Consider the following 15,014-nt stretch of genomic DNA (forward strand, 5'->3'; position numbering starts at 1 on the left):
TATTAATTACTTTACACCGTCTTCTGCACCACCTCAAAAATCTGGTTTTCGTCGCATTTCAAGGTTTTGGAAGGATATTTAAGCAACAGGGCGTAATCATGGGTAGCCATTAAAATGGTGTTGCCGTTTTTGTTGATTTCCTGCAATACCTGCATCACCTCGACACTGGTTTGTGGATCTAAGTTCCCGGTAGGCTCATCAGCGAGGATCAATTCGGGGTCGTTCAACAAGGCGCGGGCAATAGCCACACGCTGCTGTTCGCCGCCGGAGAGTTGATAGGGGTATTTAAACGCTTTGGTTTTCATGTCCACCTTGCCCAGCACTTCATCGATTTTGGCGTCCATTTCTTTTTTGTCTTTCCAGCCTGTGGCGGTGAGTACAAAAAGCAGGTTGTCCTTTACGGTGCGGTCGTTCAGCAACTTGAAGTCTTGAAACACCACGCCCAATTTCCTGCGCAAAAACGGAATGTCTTTTTCCTTTAAGGAAGGCAGGTCGTAGCCCACGATTTCGCCTTCGCCTTCTTGCAACGGTAAATCACCGTAGAGCGTTTTCATAAAACTACTCTTTCCGGTTCCTGTTTTTCCAATTAAATACACAAATTCCCCTTTTTCCACCCGTACGGAAACATCAGATAAGATAAGGTTTTCCCGTTGGTAGATAGCGGCGTCTTTTAATTCTAAAACCGGTTGCGACATAATGAAGAAAGGTATTTATTTTAGTATTCAAATGTAATTTGAAATAATATGAACTGCAATAGTTGTAGCTATGTATTAATGTTTAAATCGTAAGATTATTGCTGCGTATTTACTTTTTCTTTCAATTTTTCAATCTCTTTTTGTTGCTGAAGCGTATAAAGCGTCAATTCTTCTACTTTTTTTAGCAACAATAAATTCATTTCTTTTAAAGACATGCCTTCGGTTTGCATTGTTTCAGCAGAAGGGATTTCAGGCAAATGGTGGTGTTTTTTTATATACGCTTCCAATTCAGGCAATGTAATGAGTTTATAATTCGGCATCATTTCCGAAGTACTTGTAAAATACTGCTCAAAAACATAGTCGGGCGCTACGGCACCTTGCAGATCGACCAATACTTCTTGGGTGTGTATTTTTCCTTTCACGGTCAAGAGTTCATCGGGACGTTCGGTGCCAATGCCTATTTTTCCATTTGTTTCGGTCAAGTTTTTAAAAGGGTTGCGCTGGGCGTTCATGGTGAGCGCTGTTGCAATTATCATCAATAAAATAAAGGTGTTTTTCATGTTGCTCTCATTCAGTATTAAAATCTAAAAATACTTGAAATTTTTGAGAGGTTGCTAAAGGTTTCTTAAAAACATAATTATCGCAGGCAAGTTTCGTTACAGGTTAAGAGAATGATGTAATTTTACCATCAAAAAATTTCAACTCCATGAGCAAAAACCTGATCGCCCTCTCCCTTTTCTTCTTATCTTCCGTCTACGGGTTTTCACAGCAAACGGCTGCGTTTACCAACGACCTTGTTGATTATAACAAAGCTATTGAACTCTATAACAACAATCAGTTTTTGGCTGCCCAAACCCTGTTTTCCAAAGTTAAACAAAGCACCGACCAAAAAACCATTGAAGGCGATTGCGCGTATTACATCGCCAATAGTGCTGTACGGTTGAACCAACAGGATGCCGACCAATTAATGGAAGCATTTGTGGAAGACTATCCCACCAGCATCAAACGGAACGACGCCTACATTAACGTGGCGAATTATTATTTTGAAAACGGAAAATACGCCCACGCCCGTAAATGGTTCGATAAAGTGGATGAAAGCAGCTTGAGTCGTGGTGAAATGGAAAAATACAACTTCAATAATGGCTATGCATACTTTAAAAGCAAACGGTATAACGAAGCGAAAAAATACTTTAACCGGGTTTCTGCCTCTCAAAAATACGGTTCGCAAGCCAAGTATTATTTGGGGTACATCGCGTATGAGGGCGACGATTATGAACAGGCCAACCAACAATTTGAAGAAATAAAAGGCGATGAACGTTACGCCGAAGACTTGTCGTATTACCAAGCCGATATGAACTTTAAACTCGGAAACTTTCAAAAAGCCATCGATTTAGGGAAAGAACAGTACGATAGCTCCAATCCGAGGGAACGTAGCGAACTTTCAAAAATCATTGGCGAAAGTTATTTCAATCTGGGGCAATATGCCAAAGCGATCCCGTATTTAAAGGAATACAAAGGCAAACGCGGTAAGTGGAACAATACCGATTACTATCAGTTAGGGTATGCGTATTACAAGCAAGGTGATTATCAAAGCGCGATTAATGAATTCAACAAAATTATCGACGGAAGCAATTCCGTAGCACAAAATGCGTATTACCATTTGGCCGAAAGTTATTTGAAATTAGATCAAAAACAACAAGCCTTGAATGCGTTTAAAAATGCTTCGGAAATGGATTTTTCCGAAGAAATAAAAGAAGATGCTTTTTTAAATTATGCAAAACTGAGTTACGAAATAGGAAACAGTTACCAAAGCGCCCCACAAGTGTTGTTGTCGTTTATTGAGACCTACCCAGATAACAAAAACAACGAAGCGTTGAAAAATTTGTTGATCGATTCGTACATCACTTCAAAAAACTACCAAGCAGCGATGGAGCTGTTGGAAAACAACAAAGCGTTCGAAAACAAATTGGCGTACCAAAAAGTGGCTTTTTTCCGCGGAGTGGAATTGTACAACAACGGAAAGTACTCCGAAGCAAAAAATATGTTCAACAAATCGTTGCAAGAACCTCGCGATGCAACCTATACGGCAAGGGCCACCTATTGGAAATCCGAAAGCGATTACCAATTGTCTAATTTTGGAGAAGCATTAATTGGTTACAAACAATACTTACAGTTGCCGGAAGCAGCTGCTACGCCCGAATATGACAACGCCCGCTACAATCTGGCTTACACTAATTTTAAGCTGAAAAATTACAACAAAGCCATTACCAATTTTAAAGGCTATTTGGAAAGCGCATCGGCAAACGGCGCCCGAAAACAAGATGCTTATTTGCGTTTGGCGGACAGTTATTTTGTAACCAGCCAATACTGGCCTGCGATGGAAAATTATAACAAAGCCATCGAGCTTGGCGCGACCGATGAAGATTATGCAGCGTTTCAAAAAGCAATAAGTTATGGGTTTGTCGATAGGATCGAGCAAAAAATAGAAGGCTTGCAAAATTTTTTACGCACCTACGTGAAATCGGTCTATCGAGACGACGCATTGTACGAATTGGGCAATACGTATGTTTCCCAAAACAAAAATAACGAAGCATTAAGAACCTATGATAACTTGATTCAAAACGTTCCGAAAAGCATTTATAAACCAAGGGCGTTAATGAAAAAAGCGTTGATTTTGGACAATACCGGAAAAAGTAATGAAGCGTTGGCTATTTTTAAGCAAGTAGCCAAGGAATATCCTTCCACGCCAGAAGCTGTGCAGGCTGTTTCTTCAGCAAAAATTATTTACATCGATCAAGGGAATGTAGATCAATATGCCAATTGGGTGAATACGTTGGATTATATTTCGGTGGAAGACAGTGAGCTGGACGATGCCACGTATCAAGCCGCCGAACAGCCGTATTTGGAAAATAAAATCAGTCAAGCGATTTCCCGGTTTGAAGCCTACTTAAAAGATTTTCCCAATGGAAAACACGCCTTGAATGCGCACTTCTATTTAGGTCAGTTGTATTTTGCCGAAACGGGAAAGGAGAAAGCCATTCCACATTACGAATATGTGGTGTCGAGAGAGCAAAACGAATTTACAGAACCGGCCTTGGCCCGAATTTCAGAATTGTATCTGGGTAAAAACAATTACGAAAAAGCACTTAGCTATTTAAAGCGTTTGGAAACAGCGGCCAATTCGCCGCAGAATATCATCTTTGCCCAGACCAACAGCATGAAAGCCAGTTACGAGCTAAAGCAGTATGCCGAAGCGGTCAATTATGCTGAAAGAGTACTTCAGAACTCTAAAATAGATAACAGTATTAAAAGCGATGCGCAAGTAATTATTGCCCGTTCAGCGATGAAGACCAATGACGAAGCAAAAGCGAAACAAGCATACGCCGAAGTTGGCAAAATAGCAACAGGCGAATTGGCTGCCGAAGCGTTATACTACGATGCCTATTTTAAACGGAAAGAAGGAGATTTTAAAGCGTCAAACGAATCGGTGCAACGATTGGCCAAAGATTATCCGGGCTATAAATTATACGGTGCCAAAGGGTTGTTGTTGATGGCAAAGAACTTTTACGATTTAAACGATGCCTATCAAGCCACCTATATTTTGGACAGCTTGATTAAAAACTTCAGTGAATATACCGAAGTCGTCAACGAAGCCAAAGCAGAACTGGCCAGGATAAAAGCCGCAGAAGCCAAAACCAACGCTTCGGTAGAAACCGAAGAAAACTAACAAAAGCAATTAAATAAAAACCTGCTACCTATGCAAATAGCTTTCAGTAACACAACTACTGTTTTATTTTCACTAAGAAAAAATTCCCCCTTTGAAGGGGGATTGAGGGGGATGTTCTCAGCACTTTTAATCTTATTTTCAATAACCTCAACCCTCGCCCAAGACAAAGACGGCGAAGAGCAAGAAGACGACCTGGATACCGAAGTGGTCAACATTGTAAAACCTTACACGCCTATCATTTCCGATGCGTTTAAAGTTAAGGAAACCCCAGTGTTGAACGACTCGGTCACCACACAGAAAAAAGAAGTGAAATACGAGATATTTTCGGTTCCGGTTGCGTCCACGTTTACTCCGGCCAAAGGAAAGGCGGAAACGGTTGAAAAAGCAAAACCGATTAAGTTGTACGATAATTATGCAACGTTGGGGTTTGGAAATTACACGGCTGTTTTAGGCGAACTGTACAGTAATTTTCAAATTAGCCGGACCGATAATGCCGGATTTTATTTCCGCCACAATTCCGCACAAGGCGATATTGACGACGTGCTCCTGGAAAACAAATATTACGACACTAAGTTGGACGCCAATTACAGCAGCCGCCAACGGTATATGACGTATAAATTGGATGCGGGCGTGGAGCACCAATTGTTTAATTGGTATGGTTTGAACGATTATTATACTGAAAATTATGAAACCATAGCTTCTGAAATCGATCCGCAGCAACAGTATTACAGTGGGTACCTAGGGGGAAGCATTGCGATGGACGATTCATTCTTTGAAAAAGCCACTGCAAAAATCCGGTACACGGGCGATGCGTTTTCTTCATCCGAATTTCACATCAATGCCCAACCCGAGTTTTCATTTCCCTTGACCGAGCTTACCTTAAAAGTGGATGGCGATGTAGATTATTTAAGCGGAAGTTTTGACCACGGCTACCTTTCGCCTAACGCAATTGAATACAGCTATTTAAACGCAGGTGTGATGCCAGCTTTGGTGTATGTAAATGATGATCTTTCGGTTTCTTTGGGTGCTGCAGCCTATGTAAGCTTAGATATGGAAAACAGCGAAACAGATTTTTTCTTGTATCCACGCATCAACGCTTCGTACCGCCTGGTGGACGAATTATTGATCGTGTATGGTGGCGCAGAAGGCGATTTAAAGCAAAACACGTATTATAATTTCAAAAAAACCAATCCGTATGTGTCACCTACCTTGTTCGTGGCACCTACGAGCCAATTGTATGAAGGGTTTGCCGGATTAAAAGGGAAGTTGAGCAACTCAATTGGTTATAACCTGCGCGCTTCCTACGGAAAAGATGAAAACAAAGCCTTGTTCAAGGCCAATCAGTTCTCAACGGGAGCGATCACGGGGGAAGGTTACGAATACGGAAACTCCTTTAATGTGGTCTATGACGATGTAAATACGCTTTCGGTATTCGGGGAATTGAAAGTGGATGTTAGCAATACATTCGCATTGGGGATAACCGGCGAATATTTCAGCTACGATACCACCAACGAAGCCCAAGCATGGAACCTACCTGAGTTGAAAGCCTCTCTATTTTCAAACTTTAACATCACCGAACAGTTGTATGGAGGTGCTTCGGTATTTTATGTTGGCGAACGTAAAGACCTATATTCCAATCGCATCATGCCTTTTGAACCTCAATTATTTGGAGAAAAAACCTTAGACGGTTATCTGGATGCAAATGTGCATTTAGGTTACAACATTAACGAACGGTTATCGGTTTTTGCCAAAGGCAGCAACCTGTTGAGCGACAATTATGAAAAGTGGTTCAATTATCCCGTGCAAGGTATTCAAGCCTTGGTGGGCGCTACGTATAAATTTGACTGGTAACAATGAAGCAACCTCAAAATTTACAAGAAGTACAACAGGTTATTCAATCTGGGAGACCGGTGTTGTTATATTTTTCAGGAGCGCGCTGTAGTGTTTGCAAGGCGTTAAAACCTAAAGTTGAAAGTGTAATTAGTTCAAATTTTCAAAACATGCTTCTTTTTGAAATTGTACTGGAACAACATCCTGAAATCGCTGCTCATTATATGGTGTTTACAAACCCCACAACGGTGGTTTTCTTCGATGGTAAAGAAACCATACGGGAAGGAAAAAACATGAGTATTCCTCAATTTTCAAAAGCCGTGGATAGACTTTACAGGCTCTATAACCATACTTAATCCATACTTAGGGGTTTGATGCCCGTTCAATCGCAGTTAAAAAAGCAACCGTCGTTACAGTTGCTTTTTTTATTTTTGCAATGCAATAGATTTAAAACAATAATTTACATGAAGAATAATAGTTTATTAATTGGACTCTTAATTGTAATTACCTTTTGGTCTTGTTCATCAGATGATGACAACCCTATCCAAAATACAGAAATTGAATCTAACTTTATTTTAGATGGAACAAATTTTTCTATTCCAAATGGTTTTATCATTGAGAATTTCGGCTTTAATAATAATCAACAAACCGTTTTTCTTCTAGATGGATTGATAATAAATAAAGAGTATTATGGTGTTGGGTGTGATTATTCCACTAACTTGACAAACGGAATTATATTTAATGAAATTGTATCTTCTACAAATGGTCTTCAATCTGGAACGTATAACTATCATCCAAATCAAAATGATTTCACAATAGAAGATGTTACGGTTTTAACAAATATTGTAGTTGAAAATAATTGTGTGGTTTCTTCAGAATCAATTACTAGTGATGGACAAATAACTAAAGCAACTTTAGATGTTGAAAGAGAAGGCAACAGTTATATTTTAGACTTTTCGATAAATACTAAAGATTTTGGAACAATCAATGGGACCTATGCAGGAAACCTTCAATTGACTCAAGATTTATCGGAATAAAAATTTTTTTCGATACTGTATAGTTTAAATCAGATGCTACGCTAATAAAATAAATTAACCCAACCTATGAAAAAAGTTATTCCCCTATTATTTCTTTTAAGTCTGCTTATTTCTTGTGCCCCAGAAAAAATTCCGGCAGATCTTTTAGTGAAAAATGCCACTATTTATACGGTAAATGAAAATTTTGATACCGAACATGCTTTTGTGGTCAAAGACGGGAAAATTTTGGAAATCGGCATAAAACCCGAGTTGGAGTTGAAATATAACATTGCTGAAACCTACGATGCCAAAGGGCAAACCATCGTGCCGGGATTGATCGATGCGCACGCCCACCTGTACGGATTAGGTGTCAACCTGCAAGATGTTGATTTAACCGAAACCACCAGCTACGATGAGGTGTTGGCGCGGGTCATCACATTTCAGAAAGAGAAAAATAAAGATTATATAATAGGCCGTGGTTGGGACCAGAACGATTGGGATGTAAAAGAGTTTCCCACCAAGAAGGAACTGGATTCGCTTTTCCCTGAAACGCCTGTTGCCTTAACCCGTATCGATGGCCACGCTATGATCGTAAACAGCAAAGCTCTGGAACTGGCGGGCATCACTCCCAAAACCAAAATGGACGGCGGGCTTATTGGCGTGGAAAATGGTAACCTTACCGGCCTTTTGGTCGATACTCCTATGGAAATGGTGAAGAAAACATTTCCAAAACAAAACAAAGCTTACAATACCCAAGCGCTGCTCGATGCCGAAAGGATATGCCTCGAAAACGGATTGACCACCGTTAACGATGCTGGGTTGGACCGGGAGATTATCGAGCTTATCGATGCTTTGCAGCAAAAAGACAGTATGGCCCTGCGCATGTATGCCATGGCGAGCAATACCCCGGAGAACCTGGATTATTACTTGAACAACGGTAAAATAAAAACCAACAGATTAAGCGTGCGTTCCATAAAAGTATATGCCGATGGGGCTTTGGGCTCAAGAGGCGCCGCTATGCGGAAGCCGTACAGCGATATGCCCGGGCATTTTGGCGCGATGATTACCCCTGCAGACAGTTTACAAGCTTTGGCAGATAAAATAGCGGGTGCCGGTTTTCAAATGAACACCCATGCCATTGGCGATTCGGCAAACATTGCGGTGTTGCGGGCATACCAATCGGCTTTGAAAGGCAAAAACGATGCCCGTTGGAAAGTGGAGCACGCTCAGATAATCAGCAAACAGGATTTTGATATGTTTTCAAACAACATCATACCTTCCGTACAGCCTACCCACGCCACCAGCGATATGTACTGGGCCGAAGACCGCATTGGCCCCAAACGGATAAAAGGGGCGTACGCTTATAAAACGCTGTTGGACAATGCAGGCATCATCGTATTGGGAACCGATTTTCCCGTAGAAAAAGTTAACCCGATGTACACCTTTTACGCCGCCGTAGCGCGGAAGGATTTAACACATCACCCTGAAAAGGGCTTTCAGAAAAAAGATGCCTTATCGAGGGAAGAAGCTTTAAAAGGGATGACCATTTGGGCCGCCTATTCCAATTTTGAAGAAGGTGAAAAAGGAAGCATCGAGGAAGGGAAGTTTGCCGATTTCACGGTATTGAGCCGCGATATCATGAAGGTTTCCGAAGACAGCATCCCCAACACCAAGGTTGTTGCTACCTTTATAAACGGAAAAAAAGAATTTAGCTTAGAAGAAGAATAAATCTTTTGACCTAAAGAGCATAATAGATTAAAAGAATATGGAATATAACGAAAAACTGTTTTGAAGGATTATGTGCAAAACAGTTTTTTTTTGTATTGCAAACTCGTATTTTCCTCTAACATCCAACATCCAACATCCAACATCCAACATCCAACATCCAACATCTAACATCCAACATCTAACATCCAACATCTAACATCCAACATCCAACATCCAACATCCAACATCTAACATCTAACACCCAACATCCAGCATCCAGCATCCAGCCTATTTGCCCCCTTTCGCCTGCAGGTCCTCTATGCATAGGGAATCCAATTGCGGCACTGTGGCCCTGCGCTGTAAAAATCGCGCTACTTCCTTGCGTCCTGTGTTGCTGGCTTGGAAATACATTAAACAATTGTCAATGACGCAGTGACGGGAGTTGTCCGCATCTTCGTGGCCTTTGGGGTGTATATCGTCGTTGGTGATGTTTACCAATCCCAAAATATGCCCAAATTCGTGTTCTAAAGTGGTGGTTTCCAAAGTGGCCAAATCACCGCCTCCTTGATTGTTGTTGATTAAGTCCAACAACGTCTTTTTATAGACCACAATAGAGGTGTTTCGGTAAGCCGTGCCCAAGGTTACGGTTTTATCGGTATCCTTGTTCGATTTCCCATTGGAGAGAAACACGTAAACCGCCAAGTTATCGTCTTTGGTATAAGCGGTCCTGTTATTTTCTTCAATTTCTTTTATTTCATCAATATCAAACGGGGCTCCGGTAGGCGGATCGATAACGGTTTCCTTAATAATAATGCCGCCCGGTTTTTTTATGCGTTGGTCTAAAAATTGTTCCAAAGCAATTTTGGTCTCTTCGGTGGGTGGGTATCCCGGTGCATACACAAATTCTATTGTCAGGCTTTGGTAAATATCGTCCGATAGAATGTCCTCTGCAGATTTCCCCAAGGATTTTTTGTTTTCGGCCGTAGGGTCTATGGTGTTTGAGTCGTCATCTTTACAGCCAATAACTAAGGTGGAAAAAAAGAAAAGAAATAAGGCAGGGAGGGAAATCTTCATAGTGCAATCGTTATATTTTTAGCAAACATACCCTTAAAATGAATAATCTAAAAACGGGCAGCTTTATTTTAACGCATGAATGTGCATTTCCGTATATAGCCAAAATATTTTGAAAAAGCTTTCAGCCGGTTAGTTATCAGTTGTGAGTTTCGCCAAATAATCGTGGTGGCTCCCTTTGTGCGCTATTTGAAAATCAAAGCCATTTTTTCGACATTCTTTTTTAAATGTTGTTGCATCCAAATAAACCCAATAAAAGGGATCGCTTTTCTTCCCTTTGTAGGTCATTGTAAACTCCAGTTCACCATAATAACCGTCTTTAGGGTGAAGAACATGCGCATCTTCAACAATATCACTGCCACTAAGCGAAGCCGAAGAAAACATATACTGAATATCGCTGCTGTCAATTAAAACCTGTCCTTTTGGGGCGAGCAGTGTTTTTAATTTCTGAAGGTACGTTGAAACGAATTCCAATTTCTGAAAGATACCGGTACCGTTCATTAACAGTAAAATGGTATCAAATTTTTTGTGTTTTAACTGAAGCAAATCAATATGTGCCACTTGATTGAGGCCACGTAGTTTACAAACCTCCACAGCGCCTCTTGAAGTATCGATGGCTGTAACATCCAACCCTTTTTCTTTGAGGTATAACGAATGGCTTCCCGCGCCACAACCAACGTCCAGCACTTTTCCATACGACAAATCCAGCGCTTTTTGCTCAATTGGGGGCATTTCCGCATAGCTTCGGAAGAGATAGGGGAGCGGCATCACGTCTTCTTCGGTGATATTGGTTTCGGTCACAATGTCCTCGGTATGGTTTCCGTGGTAATAATCGAGCAGGGCGCTGCCTATAATATCGGTCATTTGGTTTTGTTTGTTGAATTATGAGCTAATTGGGCTTTACATTTTAATGAACAGTATTTTAAAAATCGTAAATCGCCTTTCATCTTTCTTCTTTCGTCATTCGTGTTTTCGATACAAATTTGTAATCCCTGCGGGTCTTACAAATTCACTCAAACACCTTTGTAATAATTCATAAATCATAAATCATAAATCATAAATCATAAATCGTAAATCGTAAATCGTAAATCGTACTTCGTATTTCGCACTTCGTATTTCGCACTTCGCACTTCGCACTTCGCACTTCGTACTTCGTACTTTGTCGTTCGTGTTTTCGATACAAATTTGTAATCCTGCGGGTCTTACAAATCCACTCAAACACCTTTGTAATCATTCATAAATCGTAAATCGTACTTCGTATTTCGCACTTCGTATTTCGCACTTCGTATTTTGTACTTCGTATTTCGTACCTCGTTTCGTACTTTTGCTTTTGCTATGGAAGAAATCCTGAAACAACTCCCGCAACGCGCCAAAGATACACATAACGAGAACAAAAAGTTCTTTAAAAAACTGAAGCGTAAACCGCCTAAAAACTTAGATGCGATAATGCAAGAATTGCATGACGAGGAGTTTGAACGCACCGATTGCCTTACTTGCGCCAACTGTTGCAAAACCACAGGGCCACTGTTCACCCAAAGGGATATTGAGCGAATAGCCAAACATTTTAAAATGAAACCGAGCCAATTTATCGAAACCTATTTGCAGCTCGATGAAGAGAACGATTATGTATTACAAAGCGTTCCGTGCACATTTTTAGGCGACGATAACTACTGTAGTATATATGATGTACGTCCAAAAGCCTGCAAGGAATTCCCGCATACCGACCGAAGGAAATTCCAGCAAATCTCAAACTTAACGTTGAAAAATATCGCCATTTGCCCTGCGGCCTTCAATATTGTGGAAGAAATGAAAAAACGGCTACCATAGTCATTTCGATCCCGAAGCTTCGGGAGAGAAATCCCATCCTGCTTGTCACCTCGACGCAGGAGAGGTCACATTCTGCTTGTCACGTGCTACATTTATTGCCATTATTACCTTTCACTCAAATGTGATCCCTCGTCGTACCTGCCCGAATGATCGTGCAGACGAGTCTCCTCGGCATGACTGTGTCTATTCTATCTTATCTCTACAAAAGTGGAGTTACCCCCTTTTATTTTACAAAATTCTATAAAAACACCGCTTTAAATAAGTATCTGCAGCCCAAGGCTAAAACTTACGTAATTGGCCGATTTAAAAAAGGAATCCAATCCATCTGGGGTATGAATATTCATAAAATCCCTTCGATAAGAACCCGAAAAATAAACACCCAAAGTTTTATTGAAATGGTAACTTACAGTTGGGATGACCCACAAAGTAGTTGCGGTGTCGGTAAAATGTTCATTTGAGGCTCTGTTTTTATAATGTGTAATACCAACGCCAGAAGCTATCGTTACGCGCCAAGTTTCAGTAAACAGCAATTGATATCCCAATAGTGGTCCAAAGGAGTGAATTTCTGAATCATCATACGTACCAACCAATTCTTGGTTTGTTACATTGCTGTGGAAATAATTGTATTGAAAGCCTATTAAAAAAGGCGTTTCAAAAACGTTTGCTAAAAAAGAAAACTCCACACCTCCTGTTTGTTCCAGTGCTTCATTTGCAAAATTATCCCCAACGGCAATTGGATTGTAATAACCAATTTTGAACATTGCATAATGATCATCTTGAGTAATGTCATTTACTTGTTCTGTGGTTTTCTTTTCTTCTTGAGCATAGGTGTTGGTGATAAAACCAATACCTATAGCAAATATAAGTTGCTTAATATTCAAATTCATAAAAATTGGTTGCTTCGGTAAGTTCTATTGAAATGGTCTGTGGCGCTTCCTTATTAATTTGATAGGTAAACTGCGCAGTTGTGTTTTGCACTGATGCAAATTCAGATTCAAAATCAGGGTTTGCAGCATCTAAAATTTCACTAAAAGAAGTGTTTTCGTAACAGCGGCCTATACTTTGATTGGTTTCTTCATCATCATAAACCTCACAAAAAGGTTCGGTATATTCTAGAGACCAATCTAATGTACTGTTTTCGGTACTGGTTTTTTTGATGTCGAAAACAAGAATTGCTTTTTTACGTAAAGTGATGTTTGAAAGGTTATAATTTTGTTGAAGCGGCTTCTGGCTATAGATAATAGAATACGTTCCAAAAGGTGAATTGTCATCTTCTGCATTCACGTCAATTATTAAGTCACCAGATTTGGGCTCAAGGGAAGTGAATTCAAAATTTCCATTACGATCAGTAAAGTCTTCTCCTAATAACAATTTTCCAGTTGTGGTGGTCACGGGAACAATCGCAATAGGATTTCCTTCAAAATCTAGAACAGTTCCTTTTACTAAAGATCGTTCATTTTCTTTGACTTCCGGATCACAAGAAAGCAATAACATGCTAAATAAGAATAGGAGGGGTATTTGTAGTTTCAAATCGTATTTTTAGGCAAAATACATAAAATAATTGTTTGTAGGAAAAGTATATTCTAACTCAGTCATTTCGACTGAAAGGAGAAATCTCATCCTGCTCGACACCTCGACGCAGGAGAGGTCACATTCTGCTTGTCACGTGCTACTTTTATTGCCATTATTACCTTTCACTCAAATGTGATCCCTCGTCGTACCTGCCCGAATGATCGTTCAGGCTGGCCTCCTCGGCATGACTTACTCATACAACAAATACTTCTCCCGCATCGTATCATACTTTTCCAATCCTTTCAACCACGTAGCCCTGATTTCCCGGTAGGTATATCCCTTTTCAATTTGTTCTTGCAGTTTTTCGGTGCCAGCCAGGTTGGTAAAGAAATTATTGAAAAAATCTTTTTTCTTTCCGTAGGCTATGTATGCTTCTATAAGCCATTCCAGATTCAATTGATCCAGTTTTTTATGATTCTGAAGATTTAAACCGTTACAGGTTTCCCCTTTAAACTTCGGGTATTTTGCCCCGTCATTGGCTTGTGGGGTAAACGTAAACGGATATAATTTGGAAGGCAACGAAGGCGCGCCAAAAACCTGAAACTGCATATCGGTGCCACGACCTGCACTCACAATGGTCCCTTCAAAAAAACAAAGGCTGGGGTAGAGGTTTATGGCGGTATCGTTTGGTAGGTTGGGCGATGGTTTTACTGGTAACGAATATTCAGTATTATGGGTGTAATTTGTAACGGTTATGACGTTTAAGTCGGTTTTTAAACCGTTTTTCAACCATCTTTGGCCGTTGATCATTTGCGCATATTCGCCAATGCTCATTCCGTGGACCACCGGTACCGGGTGCATCCCCACAAAACTGGTATGTTCCGGTTCTAAAATGGGGCCGTCAATGTAATGCCCATTGGGGTTGGGGCGGTCTAAAACCACCACGGGGATATCGGCTTCGGCGCAGGCTTCCATCACGTAATGCAACGTGGAAATATAGGTGTAAAACCGGGCGCCCACATCTTGTATGTCGAAAACCATGACATCAATCCCTTTTAACTGTTCGGGCGTTGGCTTTTTGTTGTTTCCGTAGAGCGAAATAATCGGTAAGTTGGTTTTGGTGTCCACTCCATCTTTAACCACTTCGCCCGCATCGGCCGTTCCACGGAAACCGTGTTCTGGTGCAAACACTTTTGTAAGCGTTATGTTTTCTGAAATTAAAAAATCCACCAAATGTTTGGAGTTGTTATCAACCCTCGATGTTTGATTGGCAACCACTCCAACCGATTTGTTTTTCAGCAATCCAGAATATGCCGAGAACCTATCGGCACCAACCATAACCGCACTTTTTACTTCGCTTTTATCATCGGTGTTTAAATTCCCCTGTTCCAGCTTCCTAGTTTCATCCTCTGTCTTGAGCGTTCCCACCTCGATTTCATATTTCTTCTCTTTCTTGGCCTTCTTTTTTTTCCGTTCCAGATCGCGTTCGTTGTCCTCTTTTATATCGGCGGCTACCTCAATGTAGCGCTCCAAGGTGTTTTCGTTTACGGGTTCTCTTTCAGAAACCGAACTTCCACACGATAAAAAACCGAAAAACAGCATAAAAACCGTATTTTTGAACGTACATAA

Annotated in this window: 13 protein-coding genes; 6 read left to right on the forward strand and 7 right to left on the reverse strand. The window is 40.6% G+C overall.

Going from position 1 to position 15,014, the window contains the following annotated elements:
• Positions 1 to 11 precede the first annotated feature (11 nt).
• On the reverse strand, positions 12 to 695 hold the full coding sequence (locus tag DDV96_RS03250) for a cell division ATP-binding protein FtsE (RefSeq protein WP_116693314.1): 684 nt from the start codon (positions 693 to 695) through the stop codon (positions 12 to 14).
• Between the two features lie 95 nt (positions 696 to 790).
• Positions 791 to 1,255, reverse strand: coding sequence for a tail fiber protein (locus tag DDV96_RS03255; RefSeq protein WP_133240806.1), 465 nt, complete (start codon positions 1,253 to 1,255; stop codon positions 791 to 793).
• Positions 1,256 to 1,401: 146 nt separating this feature from the next.
• Here DDV96_RS03255 and DDV96_RS03260 point away from each other — a divergent pair, with 146 nt between their 5' ends.
• The 5 genes from DDV96_RS03260 to DDV96_RS03280 all read left to right on the forward strand — a co-directional run bounded on the left by DDV96_RS03260 (position 1,402) and on the right by DDV96_RS03280 (position 8,996).
• On the forward strand, positions 1,402 to 4,422 hold the full coding sequence (locus tag DDV96_RS03260) for a tetratricopeptide repeat protein (protein ID WP_116693316.1): 3,021 nt from the start codon (positions 1,402 to 1,404) through the stop codon (positions 4,420 to 4,422).
• Positions 4,423 to 4,452: 30 nt separating this feature from the next.
• Complete coding sequence (locus DDV96_RS03265) at positions 4,453 to 6,273, forward strand: porin family protein (RefSeq protein ID WP_240607664.1); 1,821 nt, start codon at positions 4,453 to 4,455, stop codon at positions 6,271 to 6,273.
• A 2-nt stretch (positions 6,274 to 6,275) separates the two neighbouring features.
• On the forward strand, positions 6,276 to 6,608 hold the full coding sequence (locus tag DDV96_RS03270) for a thioredoxin family protein (protein ID WP_116693317.1): 333 nt from the start codon (positions 6,276 to 6,278) through the stop codon (positions 6,606 to 6,608).
• Between the two features lie 108 nt (positions 6,609 to 6,716).
• Positions 6,717 to 7,289 carry a hypothetical protein gene (locus tag DDV96_RS03275; RefSeq protein WP_116693318.1) on the forward strand — a complete coding sequence of 191 codons (573 nt, stop codon included), beginning with the start codon at positions 6,717 to 6,719 and terminating at the stop codon, positions 7,287 to 7,289.
• 66 nt (positions 7,290 to 7,355) lie between these two features.
• Positions 7,356 to 8,996 (forward strand): amidohydrolase, encoded by a 1,641-nt coding sequence (locus tag DDV96_RS03280; RefSeq protein WP_116693319.1) that lies wholly within the window; start codon positions 7,356 to 7,358, stop codon positions 8,994 to 8,996.
• A gap of 267 nt (positions 8,997 to 9,263) precedes the next feature.
• Here the strand turns inward: DDV96_RS03280 and DDV96_RS03285 are convergent, their stop codons facing one another.
• Both DDV96_RS03285 and DDV96_RS03290 read right to left on the reverse strand, forming a co-directional pair.
• A complete protein-coding gene (locus DDV96_RS03285; RefSeq protein WP_116693320.1) occupies positions 9,264 to 10,049 on the reverse strand; it encodes a hypothetical protein in 786 nt (261 codons plus the stop codon).
• Positions 10,050 to 10,178: 129 nt separating this feature from the next.
• Complete coding sequence (locus tag DDV96_RS03290; RefSeq protein ID WP_116693321.1) at positions 10,179 to 10,910, reverse strand: class I SAM-dependent methyltransferase; 732 nt, start codon at positions 10,908 to 10,910, stop codon at positions 10,179 to 10,181.
• 471 nt (positions 10,911 to 11,381) lie between these two features.
• Here DDV96_RS03290 and DDV96_RS03295 point away from each other — a divergent pair, with 471 nt between their 5' ends.
• Positions 11,382 to 11,873: a YkgJ family cysteine cluster protein gene (locus tag DDV96_RS03295; RefSeq protein ID WP_116693322.1), complete on the forward strand. Its 492-nt coding sequence runs from the start codon at positions 11,382 to 11,384 to the stop codon at positions 11,871 to 11,873.
• 254 nt (positions 11,874 to 12,127) lie between these two features.
• Here the strand turns inward: DDV96_RS03295 and DDV96_RS03300 are convergent, their stop codons facing one another.
• From DDV96_RS03300 to DDV96_RS03310, 3 genes are all read right to left on the reverse strand, one after another.
• A complete protein-coding gene (locus DDV96_RS03300; protein WP_116693323.1) occupies positions 12,128 to 12,760 on the reverse strand; it encodes a hypothetical protein in 633 nt (210 codons plus the stop codon).
• Positions 12,744 to 13,403: a carboxypeptidase-like regulatory domain-containing protein gene (locus DDV96_RS03305; RefSeq protein ID WP_133240807.1), complete on the reverse strand. Its 660-nt coding sequence runs from the start codon at positions 13,401 to 13,403 to the stop codon at positions 12,744 to 12,746. The genes DDV96_RS03300 and DDV96_RS03305 overlap by 17 nt, the downstream gene beginning before the upstream one ends.
• 231 nt (positions 13,404 to 13,634) lie before the next feature.
• Complete coding sequence (locus DDV96_RS03310; protein WP_240607665.1) at positions 13,635 to 14,987, reverse strand: exo-beta-N-acetylmuramidase NamZ family protein; 1,353 nt, start codon at positions 14,985 to 14,987, stop codon at positions 13,635 to 13,637.
• Positions 14,988 to 15,014 lie beyond the last annotated feature (27 nt).

The organism is Marixanthomonas spongiae (assembly GCF_003095375.1).
GTDB classification, from domain to species: Bacteria; Bacteroidota; Bacteroidia; order Flavobacteriales; family Flavobacteriaceae; genus Marixanthomonas; species Marixanthomonas spongiae.